The organism is Pseudonocardia kunmingensis (assembly GCF_006716445.1).
GTDB classification, from domain to species: domain Bacteria; phylum Actinomycetota; class Actinomycetes; order Mycobacteriales; family Pseudonocardiaceae; genus Pseudonocardia; species Pseudonocardia kunmingensis.
On sequence record NZ_VFPA01000005.1, the window covers coordinates 175600 to 194384 of the forward strand.

The 18785-nt window shown below is 75.1% G+C and carries 18 protein-coding genes; 7 read left to right on the plus strand and 11 right to left on the minus strand.

The features are described from left to right. Positions 1-37: 37 nt before the first annotated feature. The 5 genes from FB558_RS34380 to FB558_RS34400 form a co-directional block, all read right to left on the minus strand. On the minus strand, positions 38-433 hold the full coding sequence (locus FB558_RS34380; RefSeq protein WP_142060935.1) for a hypothetical protein: 396 nt from the start codon (positions 431-433) through the stop codon (positions 38-40). Position 434: 1 nt separating this feature from the next. Beyond that, a complete protein-coding gene (locus FB558_RS34385) occupies positions 435-2660 on the minus strand; it encodes a hypothetical protein (RefSeq protein ID WP_142060937.1) in 2226 nt (741 codons plus the stop codon). After that, positions 2657-4216 carry a lipopolysaccharide biosynthesis protein gene (locus FB558_RS34390; protein WP_142060939.1) on the minus strand — a complete coding sequence of 520 codons (1560 nt, stop codon included), beginning with the start codon at positions 4214-4216 and terminating at the stop codon, positions 2657-2659. Before FB558_RS34390 ends, FB558_RS34385 begins: the two co-directional genes overlap by 4 nt. Positions 4217-4250: 34 nt before the next feature. Then, on the minus strand, positions 4251-4607 hold the full coding sequence (locus FB558_RS34395; RefSeq protein WP_142060941.1) for a hypothetical protein: 357 nt from the start codon (positions 4605-4607) through the stop codon (positions 4251-4253). Between the two features lie 156 nt (positions 4608-4763). Then, positions 4764-5756: a glycosyltransferase family 2 protein gene (locus FB558_RS34400; RefSeq protein ID WP_142060943.1), complete on the minus strand. Its 993-nt coding sequence runs from the start codon at positions 5754-5756 to the stop codon at positions 4764-4766. A 292-nt stretch (positions 5757-6048) separates the two neighbouring features. On the opposite strand from FB558_RS34400, the gene FB558_RS34405 reads away from it, so the two are divergent. After that, positions 6049-6894 carry a glycosyltransferase family 2 protein gene (locus FB558_RS34405; RefSeq protein WP_170231688.1) on the plus strand — a complete coding sequence of 282 codons (846 nt, stop codon included), beginning with the start codon at positions 6049-6051 and terminating at the stop codon, positions 6892-6894. Positions 6895-6989: 95 nt separating this feature from the next. Here FB558_RS34405 and FB558_RS34410 read toward each other — a convergent pair whose 3' ends face one another. The 3 genes from FB558_RS34410 to FB558_RS34420 form a co-directional block, all read right to left on the minus strand. Then, a complete protein-coding gene (locus FB558_RS34410; RefSeq protein ID WP_142061897.1) occupies positions 6990-8330 on the minus strand; it encodes an SPFH domain-containing protein in 1341 nt (446 codons plus the stop codon). A gap of 72 nt (positions 8331-8402) precedes the next feature. Further along, positions 8403-8837, minus strand: a complete 435-nt coding sequence (locus FB558_RS34415; RefSeq protein WP_142060947.1) for an NfeD family protein — start codon at positions 8835-8837, stop codon at positions 8403-8405. A 46-nt stretch (positions 8838-8883) separates the two neighbouring features. After that, the gene (locus tag FB558_RS34420) at positions 8884-9696 is read right to left on the minus strand and encodes a DUF3097 domain-containing protein (RefSeq protein ID WP_142060949.1); all 813 of its coding nucleotides are present in this window, start codon (positions 9694-9696) and stop codon (positions 8884-8886) included. Between the two features lie 196 nt (positions 9697-9892). On the opposite strand from FB558_RS34420, the gene FB558_RS34425 reads away from it, so the two are divergent. Beyond that, positions 9893-10714, plus strand: a complete 822-nt coding sequence (locus tag FB558_RS34425) for a serine/threonine-protein kinase (RefSeq protein ID WP_142060951.1) — start codon at positions 9893-9895, stop codon at positions 10712-10714. Here the strand turns inward: FB558_RS34425 and FB558_RS34430 are convergent. Continuing rightward, on the minus strand, positions 10711-11832 hold the full coding sequence (locus tag FB558_RS34430; protein WP_142060953.1) for a M20 family metallopeptidase: 1122 nt from the start codon (positions 11830-11832) through the stop codon (positions 10711-10713). The genes FB558_RS34425 and FB558_RS34430 overlap by 4 nt on opposite strands. Beyond that, a complete protein-coding gene (locus FB558_RS34435) occupies positions 11829-13127 on the minus strand; it encodes an MFS transporter (protein ID WP_246106972.1) in 1299 nt (432 codons plus the stop codon). Before FB558_RS34435 ends, FB558_RS34430 begins: the two co-directional genes overlap by 4 nt. 157 nt (positions 13128-13284) lie before the next feature. Here FB558_RS34435 and FB558_RS34440 point away from each other — a divergent pair, with 157 nt between their 5' ends. Both FB558_RS34440 and FB558_RS34445 read left to right on the plus strand, forming a co-directional pair. Then, positions 13285-13881 carry an acyl-CoA-like ligand-binding transcription factor gene (locus tag FB558_RS34440; protein ID WP_142060957.1) on the plus strand — a complete coding sequence of 199 codons (597 nt, stop codon included), beginning with the start codon at positions 13285-13287 and terminating at the stop codon, positions 13879-13881. 83 nt (positions 13882-13964) lie between these two features. Then, positions 13965-15548: an FAD-dependent monooxygenase gene (locus FB558_RS34445; RefSeq protein WP_142060959.1), complete on the plus strand. Its 1584-nt coding sequence runs from the start codon at positions 13965-13967 to the stop codon at positions 15546-15548. 86 nt (positions 15549-15634) lie between these two features. Here the strand turns inward: FB558_RS34445 and FB558_RS34450 are convergent, their stop codons facing one another. Continuing rightward, positions 15635-16717: a coiled-coil domain-containing protein gene (locus FB558_RS34450; RefSeq protein WP_142060961.1), complete on the minus strand. Its 1083-nt coding sequence runs from the start codon at positions 16715-16717 to the stop codon at positions 15635-15637. A gap of 856 nt (positions 16718-17573) precedes the next feature. On the opposite strand from FB558_RS34450, the gene FB558_RS34455 reads away from it, so the two are divergent. From FB558_RS34455 to FB558_RS34465, 3 genes are read left to right on the plus strand one after another with little or no spacing between them, the layout of a single operon-like run. Continuing rightward, entirely contained in the window at positions 17574-17834 is a 261-nt protein-coding gene (locus tag FB558_RS34455) for a hypothetical protein (RefSeq protein ID WP_142060963.1), read from the plus strand. Then, positions 17831-18277: a nuclear transport factor 2 family protein gene (locus FB558_RS34460; RefSeq protein ID WP_142060965.1), complete on the plus strand. Its 447-nt coding sequence runs from the start codon at positions 17831-17833 to the stop codon at positions 18275-18277. The genes FB558_RS34455 and FB558_RS34460 overlap by 4 nt, the downstream gene beginning before the upstream one ends. Beyond that, a complete protein-coding gene (locus FB558_RS34465; RefSeq protein WP_142060967.1) occupies positions 18274-18744 on the plus strand; it encodes a nuclear transport factor 2 family protein in 471 nt (156 codons plus the stop codon). Before FB558_RS34460 ends, FB558_RS34465 begins: the two co-directional genes overlap by 4 nt. Positions 18745-18785 lie beyond the last annotated feature (41 nt).

An 18785-nucleotide genomic window follows, 5' to 3' on the forward strand; every position in this document is an offset into this window, starting at 1 on the left:
AGGCCGGGATGCTGGTCGACGCGGCGCCGGTGCCGGCTCAGCCGGCCGGGGCCGCTGGGTCCACCGGTGCGTCCGCCGGCGGGGCACCGGTGTCGGCCGGAGGTGGCGCGTTCGGATCGGCGGGAGCCGCCGGCGGCGCGTTCGGGTCCACGGGCGCGGGCGGCGGCGGGTTGGCCGGCACGACCGTCACGACGTCGGACGGGTCGGTGCGGGTGATGATCGACTGCGCCAGCAGGACGCCGCCCTGCACGGCCAGGAGCACGACCAGCGCGATGACGGCCAGCCACGACCCGATGGTCAGCACCCGCACCTTCGGGGCGGTGCGGTAGAGCTGCGCCCCGGCCGTCTCGACCGCCCACGCCCGCGCCCCGAGCAGGACGAACACCAGCAGGGTGGTGGCCCAGACCACCACGTCGAGCCGCTCGTAGATCATCTCAACCTCCCGGCAGGTTCGACGGCTCCACCTTGCGCAGCACCACGTCGAACCCGTTCTGGTAGGTGATCACGTACTCCTCGGTGGCGACGATCTGCTGCACGACCTGCAGCGACCAGCCCGGCGGCATCTCCTTCAGGTCGCGGCCGTAGGCCTCGGTGGAGTCGAACGACACGATGACGTCCGGGTCCTGCAGGTCGACGCAGCGCAGCGGGTCGTCGATGAGGTCACTGCAGTCCTCGACGTTGTTGCCCCGGCTGTGGGTGTCGATGCCGTCGACGGCGTAGGGGCCGACGCCGCTGACCAGGGGCACGACCTCCAGCCCCGGGGGTGTGGTGGCGTAGACCTCGCGCGCCATCGCCACCTCGTCGGGGTAGACGATCATGTACGACTCGTTGCCGCCCCGGATCAGGACGAGCGAGCCGAACAGCAGGACCATGCCGGCGGCCAGCACGTACTCCATGCCGCGCTTCCAGCGCACGACGGCGCGCAGCGCGTCGGCCCCGAGGATCGCGAGGATCGGCAGGCCGAACAGCACGATCCGCAGGAACACCTCGCCGCCGTATCCCTGCGCCGCGAAGCCCATCGGCACCGCCGCCAGGGCGATCGGTGCGAGGTCGCGCCGGCGTCGCCAGTACACCCAGGCGCCGACCAGCGCGAGCAGCCACGTGAGGCCGGGCACGATGATGCGCAGCAGCTTCACGGCGACCTGACCGGTGTCGCCGGCCAGGCGGTCGGCGACACCCGACTCGAGCGCGCCCGCCTCCGCGTCGCCACCGGTGATCATGCTCAGCTGATTGACCCAGAAGTCCCGGCCCGCGATGAGGATGTACACGACGACCGCGATGATCCCGATGAGGACGAGACCGCGCCCGCGGAAGCGCCCGACGACCGCGAGCACGGCCAGCTGACCGATGATCGCGAACGGGGTGAGCTGGTGCGAGGGGGCGAGCGCGATCAGGCACAGCGCGGAGCAGAAGTAGATGAGCAGCAGCTGCCGCGGCGGCAGCGTGGGCCGGTTCGGCGGGGTCATGGCCGACACGAGCCACCGGCGCGGCAGGATCAGCCGCTTCGCGTCGGCGTGCGGCTTGGGCCAGCCGGGGACGCCCGCCGCGTCGGTGCGGCGCGTGGCCAGCGGGCCGAGGGCGAACGTCAGCACCGTCAGCATCAGCACGACGCCCGTGGCCTGCGGCGAGAAGTAGTCCTGCTCGATCCAGTTCAGCCCGAGGAACAGCCATGCCGCCGCCCAGGGCGCCCGGTGACCCCCGAGCATCGAGCGGGCGAGCGCGTAGATCCCGATGGCCCACACCGCGACGATGAGCGGCGGGAACCAGCGCAGCACCTCGTCCAGCTGGGTGGCGCCGGCCGCGTCCCGGAAGAACGCCCACTGCGCGAAGAACGCGGGCCAGTAGAAGCGGGCGTCGTAGCCCTCGACGACCTGGCCGTCACCCGCGACGGCGTCCACGAAGCCCGAGATCAGCCACGCCGTGGAGAACCGGGCCGCCGGCTCGACCACCGACGGCAAGCCGTACGAGCACAGGATGAGCACGCCGGTGGCGGTGCCCAGCATGGGGATCCGCGGGCGGGGCGACCACAGCTCGGCCACGCAGGCGGCCACCGCGCACGCCATGGACGCCCACGCCGCCGGGCCGAGGACCTTGGCCAGGCCCCAGCCGTCGAGCGATCCCAGGTCGGTGGTGGCCGCGGCCAGCGGCAGCAGCGCGACCGCGAGGAGCGCGAGCACCGGGGAGAGCCAGCGGTAGATCCCGACGTCCTGCGGGGCGGGCGGGGCCGGGGGCGGACCGGGCCGGGGGCGCTGCACCGGGAGCGCGGTGGTGCGGCCTCCCGCGTCGCCACCGACGGTGGCCAGGGCGGTGGTGGCCTCGGCGACGGCGCGGGGCGGCCCACCGGCAGGCGGGCGGGGCGACTGGGCGCGGGGAGGCTGGCCACCGGGAGGCTGGGCACCGGGAGGCTGGGGCCGGGACGACTCGGGGCGTCCGGGACCCGGACGCGCGGGGTCGGGCCGCGCGTGCTGCGCGCGCCCGGTCTCCGGACGGGCCTGCTCCGGCCGGGCGTCGGGGCGAGCGTGCTGGGAGGGCCGTGGGCGCACCGGCTGGCCGCGCGCGTCCCGCGGCGCTGCCTGGGGCCCGAGCACCCCGTCCGCACCGGCGGGCCGGGCCCGGGTGGGCTCCGCGGGACGTCCACCGCCGCGGTCTGTCGATGTCACGGCGAAGGCACCTCCACGTCGGCCCGGCGGCTCGCCGGGAAGGCAAGGACGGCGGCCGCGCAGACCACCTGGACGGCGACGTACCCGATCGCCACGGGCAGCAGCGCCGCCACACCACCGCCGGCGACGGGCACCACGATCGCCACCACCAGCACGAGCACCGTACTGAGCAGCTGCAGCCGGGCGAAGCCCAGTGCCCACCCGACGGCCTGGCGCACCCCCAGCTCGTGCGCGACGACGAGCCGGAAGGCCAGGCCCAGCAGGAGCAGGCGCAGCACGTCGTCGGCCTCGGCGTACGCGCCACCGAAGATCGAGAGCAGCGGCGTGGCGAGCGCCGCGCCGAGCGCGAGCGCGGGCAGGAACAGCAGCAGGAGCCTGCGGCGGGCCGCGGCGGCCAGCTCGGCCCTGCGGTGCGGTTCGCGCGCCACGGCCACGGCGAGCGAGTTCATGAAGAACGCCGCGGCGAGGTCGATGACCATGACCGCCTGCCACGCGATGAAGAACACCGCGCCGGTCTCCGGGCCGAACCGGACGTTGACCATGACCGGGACCTGGTTGTACAGCAGCGCCGCACCGACCTGCGACACCGCCGTGGGTCCGAGGAAGGCGACGACCTCGGCCCGGGTGGGCACCACGCCCCCGTCGGCCCGCGCGCTGATCCGCCGCGTGAGCACGGCGATGAGCGCCGACCCGAGCACGGTGCCCACGACGAGCGGACCGACCCACGACAGCACGACGCCGTACGCGCCGAGGCCGGCGACGCCGAGCGCGACGAGCAGCCCGATCCGCACGACCGCGAACAGCCCGTTGCGCCAGACCGCCCACCAGGGCTTGCCCACCGCGACGAGCAGGAAGTCGTGCAGGGCGAACGCCCCCCACCCCGCGCAGGCGAGCACGAAGACCAGCATCCCGACGCCGGGGGCGCCGTCCGCGCCCGCCGAGATCGAGGCGAGCCGCGGCGTGATGAGCGCGTACACCAGGCCCACGACGGCCGACAGCGGCATGACCAGCAGCAGGGCCCGCCAGGCGAGCCGGCCGGTGTGGCGGCCCGCGCCCGGCAGCCAGCGCATCAGGCCGATGCCGATGTTGAGCTGCGCGGCGCCGCCGATCAGGATGAACGCGGACACCACCAGCTGGGCGTTGCCCACCTCGGTGGTCGTCATGATCCGCGCGGCGACGAGCCAGCTCAGGAACCCCGCGAGCGAGCCGAGCAGCGAGCACAGCGCGAGCGCGAGCCCGTCGGAGCGGCGGCCGGCGGGTGCGGGCGGCGCCTCCGCGGCCTCGGGGGCCGCGTCCGGTGGCTCGGCGGTGACGACCGGGAAGCGGTCGGTGTCGTCGGCCACCTCACGCAGCCGCTCGGTCCGCGCGTTCGCCGGGTCGAGGGTCTCGGTGGGCGGGTCGTCCCGGGGATCGGGATGGGTGCGGCCCCGGTGGTCGGGGCGCACGGTCGCCTGGTGCAGGACGCCGCGCCCGGATCGCCCGGACGTCGACGCCGCGGGACGCGGGATCGCCGGCCCGGTGCTCGACGGCGGCGGCGTGGATGGCCGTCGGCTCACGGCACCCCGACCGGCTGCAGGTCCGGGCGGCGGCTCACTGCGCCACCACCGCGTGCCGGAGGAGGAACGGGATGCTCAGCACCGTGATCGCGTAGAGAGCGAGGTCGGGGCGCCAGATCTCGGAGCTCACCATGATCTGGCCGACGAGCAGCGTGACGGCCACACCGACGCCGACGGTGAGCAGCCACACGTGCGCGGCCGGGGCGCGCCGCAGGAACCCCGCGGCGGCCCAGCCGGGACCGAGGATCAGGAACCCCACGGTGGCGACGAACCGGAGGTCGCCCAGTACGCCGCCGGTGGTGCCCAGGACGCTGAACACGCACGCGGCGACGCCCGCCACGACCAGCACCAGCGCCACGTAGCGGCGCGCCACCCGCGCGCGCGTCAGCACCGCGTTCGAGGGTATGCTCACCGTCTGGCTCCGTTCATCAACCGGACCGCACCCTCCTCGCGGTGCGATCACCTGCACGTCTTCCACCGGACCCGCCGGCGTGCCGGCTGACGTCGGAGTCTAGTGGCGTGTCCGGGGGCGGCCCTCAGGCCGGCCTCAGGACGCCTCTTCCTCGAGCGCCAGCCGCAGGCTCACCCCGTCGCGCTGCTCACGGGCCGGGCCCTCGTGGCGCGGCTGCTGCGGCGCGTCGGGACCGCCCGACCGCGGCTGCGGGACGGGACGGCTCGCGGGCGCCTCCGCCTGCGGGGCCTGCGCGGCCTGCTGCGGGGCGGGCGGCACGACCGGGATGCCCCCGACCGGCGTGAGCGCCCGCGACTGCTCCTCGACCTGCGCGCGCTCGGCGCGGCCCCGCGAGGCCCGCCGCCGCTCGGCGGCCAGGGTGCGCAGCACCCGGGTGCCGTCGGCGAAGGTGCGCAGGTTGGTCTGCCCGAAGATCCGCTCCCGCTCCATGGACGGCACTTCGGTGATCTTGAGACCGGCTGCCGCCACGCGGCAGTTCAGCACGGTCTCGATCTCGAAGCCGTCGCCCCAGAGCATGGCGCCGTCGGCCGGCTGCGGGGTCTCGATCGGCGGCAGGTCGAGCACCGGGAGGATGTCGGCCCAGAACGCGTTGTAGCCGTAGCACAGGTCGGTGTACGAGGTGCCGAACAGCGCGTTGGCCACCCCGTTGAGACCGGCGTTGCCCGACTTGCGCAGGAGCGTGATGTCGTCGCTGCCCCCACCGCGGACGAACCTGCTCCCCTTCGCGAAGTCGGCACCGTCGATCAGTGCCCGCACGAACGCCGGGATCTCGGCGGGGTCCGCCGAGCCGTCGGCGTCGAACATCACGATGACGTCCCCTGTCGCGGCCGCGAAGCCGCACGCCATCGCGTTGCCCTTGCCCTTGCGGGTCTGCATGATGACCTTGACCCATGGCAGGACCCGTTGGGCGGTGTCGATCGTCCCGTCGACGGAGTTGCCGTCGACGACGATCACCTCGTGCACCGCCGGTCGCACCGCCGCGATCGCGGGCAGCACCACCTCCAGGTTCCGCGCTTCGTTCCGGGTCGGCACCACCACGGACACCCGCGGATTGCCGTTCCGCTGCATCGCCGTTCTCCCCCCACCGCTTCAGCGGTCGCTCGCGCCATCTGGCTCTTGCTGCCCGTAGCCGCCGCTGGAGACCTTCGTCGTCACCAGGCTTATCTCCACGGGTCCCCCTCGCGTTACGGTACGCGCTCGGGACGGTGCGCCCAGTTCTTCCGGGCGCGCCCGTTGATGCTTCGGCGGGGTGGCCTGCACCATCGTCCGCACTCTACGGATGCGGGCTGGTCACCGCGCCCGCCGGTCCCCCGTCCGGGTGGCGGTCGGCGACCTGCGGCGCCAGCGGTACCGTCCTTGCGTGCTGCCGATTCCCAGCGTCTCCGTCTGCCTCCCGGTCTACGACGGCGAGCAGTTCCTGGCCGAGACGATCCGCAGCGTCCTCGACCAGACCTACCGCGACTTCGAGCTGGTCGTGCTCGACAACGCGAGCACCGACCAGAGCGGCAACATCGCCCGCTCCTTCGGCGATCCGCGCATCCGCATCGAGCGCAACCGCGAGACGCTGCCCCAGGCGGAGAACTGGAACCGCGTCGTGGAACTGGCCCGCGGCCCGCTGGTGAAGGTGGTCTGCGCCGACGACCTGCTGCACCCGCGCTGCCTCGAGCTGCAGGTCGCGCCGATGGACGCGGACCCGGGGCTCGCCGTCGTCGCCGCCCGCCGGCACATGATCGACGAGCAGAGCCGGATCATCGTGCCGCGGCGCGGGCTCTCCGGGCTCGTCGGTGTGCGCACCGGGGTGGAGGTGGCGCGACGGGTGGTCCGCAACGGGTCCAACCCGATCGGCGAGTCCAACAACGTGCTGTTCCGCCGCGACGACTTCTTCACCGTCGGCGGCTGGAAGACCGACCGGCCCTACATCATGGATCTCGACCTGTGGCTGCGGCTGCTGCAGCTCGGCGACTTCCTGGGCCTCCCGGAGACCCTCGCGGCCTTCCGGATCGCCCGCGACTCGGTCTCCTCCCACAACGAGGAGAAGATCTACGAGCAGCAGCGCATGCTGATCGAGGAGCTGGGCGACTCGCCCTACTTCCAGGTGCGCGGGCTCGACCTCGCGCTCGGGCGCATGCTCGCCCCGGCCGGACGCGCCCGCAGGCGCGCGCTCTACACGATCTCCAAGGTCGCCTCGCGCGGCGAGGCCGCCTGACCCGCGCCCGGCGGGCGCACTCCACACACCGGGGTGCGCACTCCACACGAGGCGGGCCTCGTGTGGAGTGGCTGCTCGATGTCTGGAGTCCCGCGCTACTGCTGCGGCGGTGCGGGGTAGCCGGGGCGCGGGCCGTTCTTGCGCTCGTCGGGTACCTGCGGGAGCCCGCTCGGCGGGGTGGCCGACTCCGACGGCGCCGGCTCCTGCTGCGGTGTCGACGGGGCCGGGTCGTTGCCCTCCAGGGCGGGCGGCGGCAGGTGCCGCGAGAGCTCCTGCGGCACCCCCGACGGGCGCTTCGCGGACGGCGTGGGCGTCTCCTCGACCGGCGCACCGATCGGCGGCACCTCCTTGCGGGCCTGCGCCTCGGCGTCGGCGACGACCCTCGCGATCTCCGGGTCGCTCGCCGTGTCGAACCAGTCCTTGATGGACTCGTCGTCCTGCTCGGGGCGGGCCTGCGTGACGTGGTCCTCCACCGGCGAGGGCTCGAAGCGGAACACGCCGTCCTCGCCCGGGGCCCCCAGCATGCGCGTGAAGCCCTCGAGGGCCTTGCCGAAGTCGCTGGGGACCATCCAGACCTTGTTCGCCTCGCCCTGCGCCATCTCGGGCAGGGTCTGCAGGTACTGGTAGGCCAGCAGCTCCGGCGTCGGCCGGCCCGCCTTGATCGCCGCGAAGACCTTCTCGATGGCCTTCGCCTCGCCCTGCGCCTCGAGGTAGCGGGCCGCCCGCGCGCCCTGCGCGCGCAGGATGGAGGACTGCCGCTCGGCCTCGGCGTCGAGGATGGCGGCCTGCTTGGCGCCCTCTGCGGTGAGGATCTGGCTCTGCTTCTGCCCCTCCGCGCTGCGGATCGCCGACTCCCGCTGGCCCTCGGCGGTGAGGATCATGGCCCGCTTCTCGCGGTCGGCCTTCATCTGCCGCTCCATCGACTCCTGGATGGACTGCGGCGGGTCGATCGCCTTGATCTCCACGCGGCCGACCCGGATGCCCCAGCGCCCGGTGGCCTCGTCGAGCTCGCCGCGCAGCACCGTGTTGATCTGGTCGCGGGAGGTGAGCGTGCCCTCCAGGGTCATGCCCCCGACGACGTTGCGCAGCGTGGTGGTGGTGATCTGCTCGACGCCGGTGATGTAGTCGGAGATCTCGTAGATCGCCGACTTGGGGTCCGTCACCTGGAAGTAGACGACGGTGTCGATGTTGACGGTCAGGTTGTCCTGGGTGATCACCGGCTGCGGCGGGAACGACACGACCTGCTCGCGCAGGTCGATGCGCTCGCGCACCCGGTCGACGAACGGCACCAGGAACACCAGACCCGGATCGGCGGTCCCCTTGAACCGCCCCAGCCGCTCGATCACCGCGGCCGTGGCCTGCGGGATGATCTGCACCGCCTTCACCAGCGACACGACCACCAGCAGTACCAACAGCACCACGATGACCAGCAGCACCGTGCCTTCAGTCACGGTCTTCCCCCTCCCTGTGCCCGTCGACCGCTGCAGCGCAGCGGCGCGGGGATGATGTCAGTCCTGTGCGACGACCACCGCGGTGGCGCCGGAGATGGTCAGCACCGTGACCCGGGCGCCGGGCTCGATGGGCTCGTGCCCCTCGCTGGTCCGCGCCGACCACAGGTCTCCGCCGATCTTGACCCGGCCGCCGTGCCCGTCGACGCGGGCCACGACCACCGCCGTGCTGCCCAGCAGCGCCTCGTGGTGCATCACCGCGGGGTCCACGCCCCGGTCCAGCCGCTTGCGCAACGCCGGACGCACCGCGAGCAGCAGCAGCACGGACACGACGGCGAACACGATGCCGCCGACGACGGGCCCGCCCACGATCAGTGACACGCCACCCGCCGCGAGCGCGCCGCCGCCGAGCATCAGCAGGACGAACTCGCCGGAGAGCACCTCGGCCACGACCAGGACGACGCCGAGGATGAGCCAGATCACAGCGGCCGTCATGGTGGGAGATCCTTCCAGATCGACGCCCGGCGCCGACCGGATGAGATCAGGACGTCACGAAATCGATGAGCCGCTCGACCGCCCCGATCAGCGGGGTCTCCAGATCACGGTAGTCGCGCACGGCGCCGAGCACGCGGCGGGCGCCGTCGGCGGGCTCGCCCCACCGCAGCGCCCGGCACACCCCGGTCTTCCAGTCGGTGCCCCGCGGCACCTCGGGCCAGGCCCGGATGCCGACGACCGAGGGCTTCACGGCCTGCCACACGTCGACGTAGGGGTGACCGGTGACGAGGACGTGCGGCCCGGCGACGGACGCGGCGGCGCGGGTCTCCTTCGAGCCCTGCACCAGGTGGTCGACGAGCACGCCGAGCCGGCGCTGCGGACCGGGGCCGAACTCCGCGACCGCGCCGGCGAGGTCGTCCATGCCGTGCATCGGCTCCACGACGACGCCCTCCACGCGCAGGTCGTGGCCCCACACCCGCTCGACGAGCTCGGCGTCGTGCAGGCCCTCCACCCAGATCCGGGCGGCCCGGGCCGTGCGCGCCGTGTGCCCCTGCACCCGCACCGACCCCGACGCCGAGCGCGCCGGGGCGGCCGGCGCGCGCTTCGGGACCACGAGCGTGGCGGGCACGCCCTCGACCAGGAACGCGGCCGGGCGCAGCGGGAACACGCGCTTTCCGCCGTGGCGGTCCTCCAGCGTCACGCCCCGGGCGTCGACCGCCACCACCGCCCCGCAGTAGCCGCTCGCCGGGTCCTCCACGACGAGGCCCGCCTCCGCGGGCACCTCCGGGACCTCCTTGCGCCTGCGGGCGCGGGTGCCGTCGGCGCCGAACGCCCCTCGGTAGTCGTGCGCACGGGTCACGGGCACCGTTCTACCGGCAGCGGGCGCCGGATCCGGTGCCCGACACGCGCCATCCGGGGCGACGATCGGCACCCGCGCGGCGGCGCGTCCCGCGCGACACGCCGCGTCACCCGTCGTGAGCTGCGGCGACGAAGCGTATTCGGCTTCACCCCCACGCGGCAGTGCCCTCGCACCCGGACGTGGTTAGCCTGGCTCGGTGCCCTGCCCCTCCGCCACCGCCACCGTGTGGGCCTCGGCCTGGTTGGTGGGCGCCGCCGCGCCCGACGACGTCCTGGACGCGCTCGCGCCCTGGGCCGACGCGCACGACGTCCAGGCCGCCGACGTGGACACCGCACGCCTCACCGCCCTCCCCCCGCCCGGCGAGCGGGGTTCGTCGTTGACGTTCCTGCTCGCGGCGCTGCGCCGGGCCGTGGGCGGTCACGAGCCGGCCGGTCCGGCCCGGCTGGTCCTGCCTGCTCCCGGTGACGTGCGCGGGCTGCCCGGGCCGGGCGCGTTCAGCCGGGCCGCCACGGAAGCGGGCGAGGGCGTGCTGTTCCCCGGGACGAGCCTGGGCGTGGGCCTGGGCATCGTGCCCGCCCCGGTCGCCGACGGCGTCCTGCGCTGGACGGTCCACTCGGTCGCCGATCCGGGACCGCCCGCCGAGTTCGTCGCGTTGAGCCAGGCCGAGCGCGACCTGCGCGACCAGGTGCGCCGCTCGGCGTCCGTCCTCACCTCACTGGGCGTCGCGCGGCACCGGCCCGGTGTCCGGGAGGAGATCGCCGCCGCGCTGCGGGCGCGTCCGGCGTCGCTGTGGCCCGACGGGATGCCCCCGCAGGCCCTGCGCGTGCTCCAGCACGCCGACGAGGTGGAGGCGATCCTCGCCGCCGCGTCCGTCGACGAGCCGGGCGGCGCCCTCTCCGCGTCGGCGGCCACGGCGCGCCGCGAGGCCCTGCGCCCGATCGAGACCGCCGTGCGGGTGGCCCGCCGCGCGGCCGTGGCAGAGGCCGTCCGGGTGCTGGCGAGCAGCCCCCTGGTCTAGGGGCGGCACCAGCGGTCGAGCAGCTCCCCGTACACCGTGACGGCCTGCTCGACGCGGCCGGCGAGGCAGTACTCGTCCACCACGTGGCACTGGTCGGGTTCACCCGGGCCGAGCACCACGGTCGGGGCCGCGGCGTCGTCGCCGAGCAGACCGGCCAGCACCGAGGCGTCGGTGAAGAACCGCGCGGGCGGTGCCACGTCGTCGGGCAGGCCGCTCGCCTGCAGCGCCGCGCGGACCATCCCGACGAACGGGTCGTCGGCGCCGGTGTCCAGCGGCGGGAGCACGACGTGGTCGGCCACGTCCACGCGTTCCCCGGCCAGCAGACCCACCTGCGCCCGCAGCCGGGCGCTGTCGACGCCCGGCACGGTGCGGACGTCGAGCAGCAGCTCCGCGGAATCGGGCACCACGTTGGGTGCCACCCCGCCGCGCAGCACGCCGACGTTCGCGGTGACCGGGCCGAACCGGTCGTGCCGCGGCCAGCCGGCGTGGTCGTGCAGCGCGACCGCCGCCCGCGCCAGCCGGACGGCCGCGTTGTCGCCCAGCTCCGGTGCGGAGCCGTGGGCGGCGCGGCCGGTGGCGCGCAGCCGCATCCAGTGCGCGCCCTTGTGCCCGAGCACGAGCGCGTTGGCGGTGGGCTCGGCGACGACGAGCGGGCCGCCCCGCGCGATCGCGTCGCGGGCGGGGGTGTCGAGGCCGACCAGCCCGGTGCAGCCGGTCTCCTCGCCCGCGGTGAGCACGATCTGCACGCCGCGGCAGGCGTGCGGCTCCCGCGCGTGCGCGAGGGCAGCGGCGAGGGCCGCCGCCACCCCGGACTTCATGTCGCTCGCGCCCCGGCCCACCACCTTCTCGCCGTCGCGCTCGCCCGCGTACGGGTCCACCGACCAGTCGCCCGGCTCGGCGGGCACGGTGTCGAGGTGCCCGGTGAACGTCAGCGGCGGGCCGTCCCCGCCCCCGGTCCGGGCCACGAGCTGCTCGCGCCCCGGCGCCCACGCGAGCAGCTCGGTGCCGAACCCGGCCTCCTCGGCCAGCGCGGCGCAGTGCCGGGCCGCGGCGCCCTCGCCACCGCCGACGGTGCGGAACCGGATCAGCTCGCCGAGCAGGTCGAGCGCGCCGGTCACCGCAGCACCTGCCCGCGCGTCTCGGGCAGGGTGAGGATCACGAGGAACGCGAGGACGGCACCCCCGGCGACGTACCAGAAGAAGACGTGCGCCAGGCCGGCGCCGGACAGTGCCTGGATCACCAGCGGGGCCGTGCCGCCGAACGTCGCGACGGTGAGGTTGTACCAGGCGCCGATGCCCAGGCCGCGCAGCTCGGTGGGGAACAGCTCGCTCATGACCGCCGGGGCGATCGAGGTCATCGCCGTGTAGAGCCCGAGCCCCACGCAGAACACCACGAGCATGTTCCACAGCCCCGGGCCGATCAGGCCGGACAGCGGCACGATCAGCACGGCCGTCGCGGCCGACCAGACCAGCAGCTGCGGCTTGCGGCCGAACCGGTCCGACAGCACGCCCATCGGGTACTGCAGCGCCACGAACAGCGCCGTCGCGATCGAGAGCGCCGTGAACACCTGCCCGGGATCGGCGCCACGCGCGCTCACGGCGAACGGGGTGAGCGCGGAGAAGAAGGTGTAGTAGCAGAGCGTCGAGAGCAGCGTGAACGCGATGAGCTGGCCGACGGCCTTCGGGTGCTCGCGCAGCGTCATCAGCAGCGGGTGGCGCAGCGCCTGCGCCTTGACCTTGTTCTCCTCGAACTGGTCGGTCTCGGGCATCGCGCGCCGCAGCCACAGCCCGACGAGCCCGAGCACGCCGCCGATGATGAACGGGATCCGCCAGCCGTAGGCGGCCAGGTCCTCGCGAGACATCACGGCGGTGAGCAGCGCCCCCAGCAGCGACGCGACCAGCACCGCCGAACCGGTGGAGATGTAGAAGAACGACGAGTAGCGGCCGCGCCGGGCAGGCGGCGCGATCTCGGCGAGGTAGGCCGAGGCGTTCGAGACCTCCCCGCCCAGCGACATGCCCTGCCCGATCCGCGCGAGCAGCAGCAGGACCGGGGCCAGCCAGCCGACCATCTCGAACGTCGGCAGGATCCCGATGATGAACGACCCGCCCGCCATCAGCACGATCGTCAGCAGCATCGCGGTGCGCCGCCCGCGCAGGTCGGCGAACCGACCGAGCAGCCACCCGCCCAGCGGGCGGAAGAAGAAGGCCAGCGCGTACGTCGCCAGCGTGTTGATCAGCGCGAGGGCGGGGTCCCCGGACGGGAAGATCTGCGTCGCGAAGAAGATGCTGAACGTCGCGTAGACCGTCCAGTCGTACCACTCGATGGCGTTGCCGACCGACGCCGCGAGCAGCGTGCGGACGGGCAGCCGGTGCGCGGGTGTCGCGCTGGCAGGAGGGGCGGTGCGGTCGGACAAGGGGAACCCCCGGGGAAGGGCGGCGACAAGCGTCGGTGACGGACGGTGAGGTGACATTAGGCCACCCGGTCCCGGCCGTCACCCGAGAGCGCGTGTCCTGACAATCTTGCGTTCCGCGCGAACTTGCGCGCCGCGCAGCTTTTGCTACGGTGGGGCCATGGGGCTGCGCGAGCGCAAGAAGCAAGCGACACGTGCGGCGCTGAGCTGGGCCGCGGTCCGGCTGGCCGTGGAACGCGGGTTCGACGAGGTGCGCGTCGAGGACATCGCCGCCGCCGTCGACGTCTCCCCGCGCACCTTCAACAACTACTTCTCCAGCAAGGCCGAGGCGATCGCGGCCCGCCAGCTCGAGCGCGCCCGGGCGATCGCCGACGCGCTGCGCGCGCGCCCGGCGGGCGAGCCGCTGTGGCCCTCGATCACCGAGGCCGTGGTCGAGCGGTACGCGCTGGGACAGCACGACGACGGGCCGGACCCCCGGTGGGTCGCGGGGGTCCGGTTGATGATGGGCGAGCCCGCGCTGCAGGGCGAGGTCCTCAAGGCCACCGCCGCGGCGGCCACCGAGCTCGCCGCCGCCGTCGGCGAGCGCACCGGCACCGACGCCCGGGACATGTACCCGCGGCTCGTCGCCGGCGCCGTCCTCGCCGCCGCCCAGGTGTGCACCGACCAGTGGCTGCACGCCGACCCACCCGTCCAGATGGCCCCGCTGCTGCGCGCCGCGCTCGGTCAGCTCGCCGCGGGGCTGCCGGTCCCCCGCTAGACCCGATCCCCCCGGCACCACCTCGGCTCGGCCGCCGGGGCGGTCCGTCCTGCCCGGAAACCGTCACATCCGAGGAGAACCCCGTGTCCCACGACGTCGTCATCGCCGGAGCAGGCCCCACGGGGCTGATGCTCGCCTGCGAGCTGAGCCTGGCCGGCGTCCGGCCACTGGTGCTGGAGGCCCTGCCCGAGCGGCCCGCGGACCGCCGCGCCAACGGCCTCGTCGGCCAGGTGGTGCGGATGGTCGACCGCCGCGGCCTCTACGGACGCCTCGGTGGCCCGGGCCGTCCGCAGCCGGCGCCCCGGTACATGTTCGGCGGCCTGCCCCTCGACCTGAGCGTCCTCCCGGACAACCCGCTGTACGTCCTGCCGGTGCCGCAGCGCCGTATCGAGGAGGTGCTCGAGGAACGCGCCGTCGAGCTCGGGGCCCAGATCCGTCGCGGGCACCGGCTGACCGGGTTGACCCAGGACGCCGACGCGGTGACCGCCGAGGTCACGGGCCCGGACGGCGGGTACGAGCTGCGCACGCGCTACCTCGTCGGCGCCGACGGCGGCCACAGCGCCACCCGCGGCCTCACCGGCATCGGGTTCCCCGGCGTGAGCCGCGACCACACCGTCTCGCGCAGCGCCCACGTCACGGTGCCCGCGGAGCTGGTCGACCCGGTCACCGGTGGGCTGGACGTCCCCGGCTACGGAGTGATCCCCCCGTTCCTGCACCACCGCACCGAGAGCGGGGTGTTCGTGTACGCGCCGTTCCCGGCCACCGGCACCGCTGTGACCACGATGGAGTGGGACGCGTCGGGCGACCCGGACCCGGCGCCGCCGACCCTCGAGGAGCTACGGGCCGCCGTGCGCCGCGTGCTCGGGGTCGACCTGCCGCTGCACCCGCCGACCGGCGCGGGGCCGCACCTGCTGCGCAGGCTGACGGGCGGCAACACCCGCCTCGCCGACCGGTACCGCGACGGCCGCGTCCTTCTCGTCGGCGACGCGGCCCACGTGCACTCCGCGGTCGGTGGCCCCGGCCTCAACCTCGGCTTGCAGGACGCGATCAACGTGGGGTGGAAGCTCGCCGCCGAGGTGCACGGCTGGGCGGCACCCGGCCTGCTCGACAGCTACGAGGCCGAGCGGCGGCCGGTCGCGCAGCGGGTGGTCATGCACTCCCAGGCCCAGTCGGCGCTCCTCGCGCCCGGCAGCGAGGTGACCGCGCTGCGCGAGCTGATGGCCGAGCTGCTGCGCGAGCCCGGCAACGTCGCACGGCTCGCCGACCTGCTCGCCGCCGCCGACGTCCGCTACCCCACCACCACACCGGAGGCGCACGAGCTGGCCGGCCGCTGGGCCCCGGACCTGGTGCTCGACACCGGCGCGGGCCCGGTCCGGCTCGCCGAGCTGACCCGCGGCGCCCGCCCGCTCCTGCTAGACCTCACCGACGACGCCGCGCTCAGCGGGGTGCCGGCCGGCTGGGCGGACCGGGTCGACGTCGTCGCCGCCCGGGCGGTGGGCGCGCCCGCACCGGCCCGCGCCCTGCTGGTCCGCCCCGACGGCTACGTCGCCTGGGCCACCGGCTCCGCGCGGCCCGGGGAGCCGGAACGCGCCGCGCTGCGCACGGCGCTCACCACCTGGTTCGGGTGCCCGGCGACCGACCGCGCGCAGGCCGGCTCGGCGCTCTGACCACCCCGCACCACGCCGGGTCACCATCAGGCCCGTCGGCAGCGGCTCCCCGGACCCCGCCGCAGGCCGCCGTCGCCTACCGCTGATCACCCGCTCGGCGGGCCGTTCCCGCGGTTGATCGCCGCGACGACCAGCTCGCGCAGCTCGTCGGCGCCCCGTTCCCGCAGCGCGGCGAGGTCGGCGCGGGCCTGCCGGGCGTCGGCGTGGGCACGCTCGAGCTCGGCCCGCGCCCGTTCCAGCTCCGCGTCCGAGCGCCGGCACAGCGCCTCCGCGGCCTCGGCCCGCTCACGGACGCCGGCGAGCTCCTGCTCGGCCCGGCGGCGTGCCTCGTGTTCCCCGTCGAGGGCGCCGGCCGTGTCCACCGCGCGGCGCTCGGCGTCCTCCGCGCGCCGGACGGCGTCGTCGCGGGCGTCCGCGGCGGCCGCCACCTCCGCCCGGACCGCGGCCAGCTCCGCGCGCAGCTGCTCGGCCTCGCCCCGCCATTCCTGCGCGCGGTCCCGGGCCGCCGCCCGTTCGGCCTCGGCGCGTTCGGCGCGCAGCGCCGCCTCCCGTCCGGCCCGCTCGGCCGCCCCGGCGCGGCGGGCCTCCTCCTCGGCGCGCTCCTGCGCCGCGGCCCGCGCGCTTCCCGCCTCCTCGGCCTGCTGTCGCGCCGCGCCCAGCGCCTCGGTCGCCTCCAGCGCCTGACGCGCGGCGGCCGCGGCCCGCTCCACGGCCTCCCCGCGTTCCTGCGCCGCCGCCGCGGCCCGCTCCTGCGCGGCCCGGGACTCCCGTTGCGCCCGCTCCGCCGCCTGTTGCGCCTCGACGCGCGCGGCTTCGGCCTGCGCCGCGGTCCGGTTGGCGGACTCCACCGCCGTCAGCGCGCTCGCCTCCACCTCGTCGAGGCGCGTCGCCACCGCGTCCAGGGCACCGGCGAGCTCCGCCACCGGGCCCCGCACGGCCTCGACGTGCTCGCGCAGGCGGTCCGCGTCGAGCCGGAACGCCGTTCGCCCCGAGTCCAGCCCCAGCGCCTCCAGCGCGTCGCGCTCGCCGCGCGCCATCTGCGCGCACGTCCGGCCGCCGTCCCAGCGGGTGTCCCGGCAGAAGAGCCGCCGCCTGCCGCCCTGCGGCCCCGGGGGTGGCAGCTCGGCCCGGCACTTGCTGTAGCCGCAGCGTGCGGCCTCGTCGATCATGGTCGGAACGCTACCGGTTCGGGGTTACTCAACCGCTGACCCGGTCCGGCGTTTCGGAAACCGATCCTGCACCCAACGAAACTACTGTTTCGTTGGTGTGGATCGGTCGGGAAGGCGTTGACGACGGGGAGGCGCCCGGCACGGGGAACGGACCGGGCTCGGTGGGCCGGCGACGCCGGCTCGAGCGTCGAGGGAACCGCCAACGGCGCCACGGATGCCGCGAGGCGGCCCGAGATCGTTGCGAGACGCGCACCGTCGCCGCCACGACGGCACGGATGTGCGCCTCGCGACGATCGATCGTTCCGGCACGCACGCGACCGTCGAAGGAACGGCCATCGCGTGCGGCTCGCTGCGATCGATCGGTCCGAGCCGCGCCCCGCGGTCGTCCGGAGCGCCGTGCTGTACGCCCCAGAACGATCAGCGATCAGTCCCCGGTCGGCGCCGGCTCGTCCGGGCCCCGTGCCCTACGAGGCCGTCGCGCCCGCGCGGACCGTTGCCCCCGCCCGCCTGTCCGTTCGTGGGATTCGCCCCGCTCGGACGGGAGACTCGCCGGAACTGCGGGCGGCGGCGCACGCGACAGGCGGCCCACGCCTCTGATCGCGCCAGGTCGTGGTGGTCGGCAGGAAGGGCGCCGAGCTCGGCGGCGGCCGGGTCGTCGAGGAGATCCGCAGCGCGTTCGCCACCGACACCGACACCGCCACCGCCGCGGTCGGGTCGCCGCGATGACCGAGCACCGCTGGCGCCAGGTGCTGTACCTGCTCGGCGGCACTACCTCGCGCTGGCCGCCTGGGCCGCCGCACACCCGTCGTCGTTCACGACGGTCCTGGCGAACTTCGGTCCGCGGAACGACCACCTCGTGCGTGACTTCGCCGCCTGCGCCGCCACGTTCGGCCTCGGGCTCGTGCTGGCGGGCCCGCGACCGCACTGGCGCACCCCGGCGCTCACGCTGTCGGCGCTCTGGAACGGCTTCCATGCCGTGAGCCACATCCACGACATCGCCGACGCCGAACCGGCGATCGTCGGCCCGCTCGAGTCCGCGGTGCTGGTCGGGGTGACCGCGCTGTTCGCGTGGCTCACCCGGCTCAGCCTCACCACCCACTCCGAGGAGACCCGATGACCTCCGCGCCGGCCCGGCTCGCCGCACGCTACGGCGAGGCGTGGAACGCCCACGACCTCGACGCCGTCATGGCCCTGCACACCGACGACACGGCGTTCCGCCTGCACCTGCTGGACGCTCCCGAGCTCACCGGGCGCGCCGCGGTCCGCGACGGCTTCGCCGGGCTCCTCGCACTGTGGCCGGACATCGCCTTCCACACCGACCGGCTGGTGCCGGGCGACGGGTTCTTCGTCCACCAGTACGTCGTCACCGGCACGCTCGCCGCGCCCATGCCCTTCGGCGCCGCCCTCGCCCGCCCCACCGGCTCGGCCGTCCACTTCAGCGGCGTCGACGTGATCACCCTGTCCGGCGAGCTCGTGCACCGCAAGGAGACCTACCTCGACACCGCGGGCGCCGCCGCCCGGCTCGGTGTGTTCGACGGCGCCGGGGCGGCGGCGCGATGACCACGTCGACGAGCTGGGCGGCCGCGCACCGGCGCGTCCTCGACGGTTTCAGCGCCGGCTGGCACCGGCCCGACCCGCACGCCTGGGACGACATCCTGGCCGAGGACGTCGAGTTCACCCAGCCGCTGCTGCGCCCGGGCACCGGGCCCGTGCACTGGCACGAGGAGGCCCGCCGCCTCCTCGTGCTCGCGCCCGACCTGCGCGGCGAGGTGGTGGCATGGGCGGCCCGCGACGACGTCATGTTCATCGACGTCCGCCTGAGCGCCACGGTCGGCGGGGCCCCGCTCACCGTCCGCTCGGTCGACGAGCTCCGCGTCACGCCCTCGGGCACGATCGCCCGCCGCGACGCGTCCTTCGACTGGTGGCCGGTCGCACTGGCCGTCCTCGCGCGCCCGCGCGCCTGGTGGCGGTGGTGGCGCTCCGGGGTGGGCCCGCTGCTCGGCCGACGGCGGCTCCTGCCGGTGTAGCCCCGCCCTCTACCCTCGGGCTCCTACGGACACGGGGGGAC

Coding starts and splice junctions, on each gene's coding strand:
- FB558_RS34465 (WP_142060967.1), top strand. CDS start 18,274: ATGACCACGTCGACGAGCTGGGCGGCCGCGCACCGGCGCGTCCTCGAC.
- FB558_RS34440 (WP_142060957.1), top strand. CDS start 13,285: ATGGGGCTGCGCGAGCGCAAGAAGCAAGCGACACGTGCGGCGCTGAGC.
- FB558_RS34380 (WP_142060935.1), bottom strand. CDS start 433: ATGATCTACGAGCGGCTCGACGTGGTGGTCTGGGCCACCACCCTGCTG.
- FB558_RS34460 (WP_142060965.1), top strand. CDS start 17,831: ATGACCTCCGCGCCGGCCCGGCTCGCCGCACGCTACGGCGAGGCGTGG.
- FB558_RS34450 (WP_142060961.1), bottom strand. CDS start 16,717: ATGATCGACGAGGCCGCACGCTGCGGCTACAGCAAGTGCCGGGCCGAG.
- FB558_RS34400 (WP_142060943.1), bottom strand. CDS start 5,756: ATGCAGCGGAACGGCAATCCGCGGGTGTCCGTGGTGGTGCCGACCCGG.
- FB558_RS34415 (WP_142060947.1), bottom strand. CDS start 8,837: ATGACGGCCGCTGTGATCTGGCTCATCCTCGGCGTCGTCCTGGTCGTG.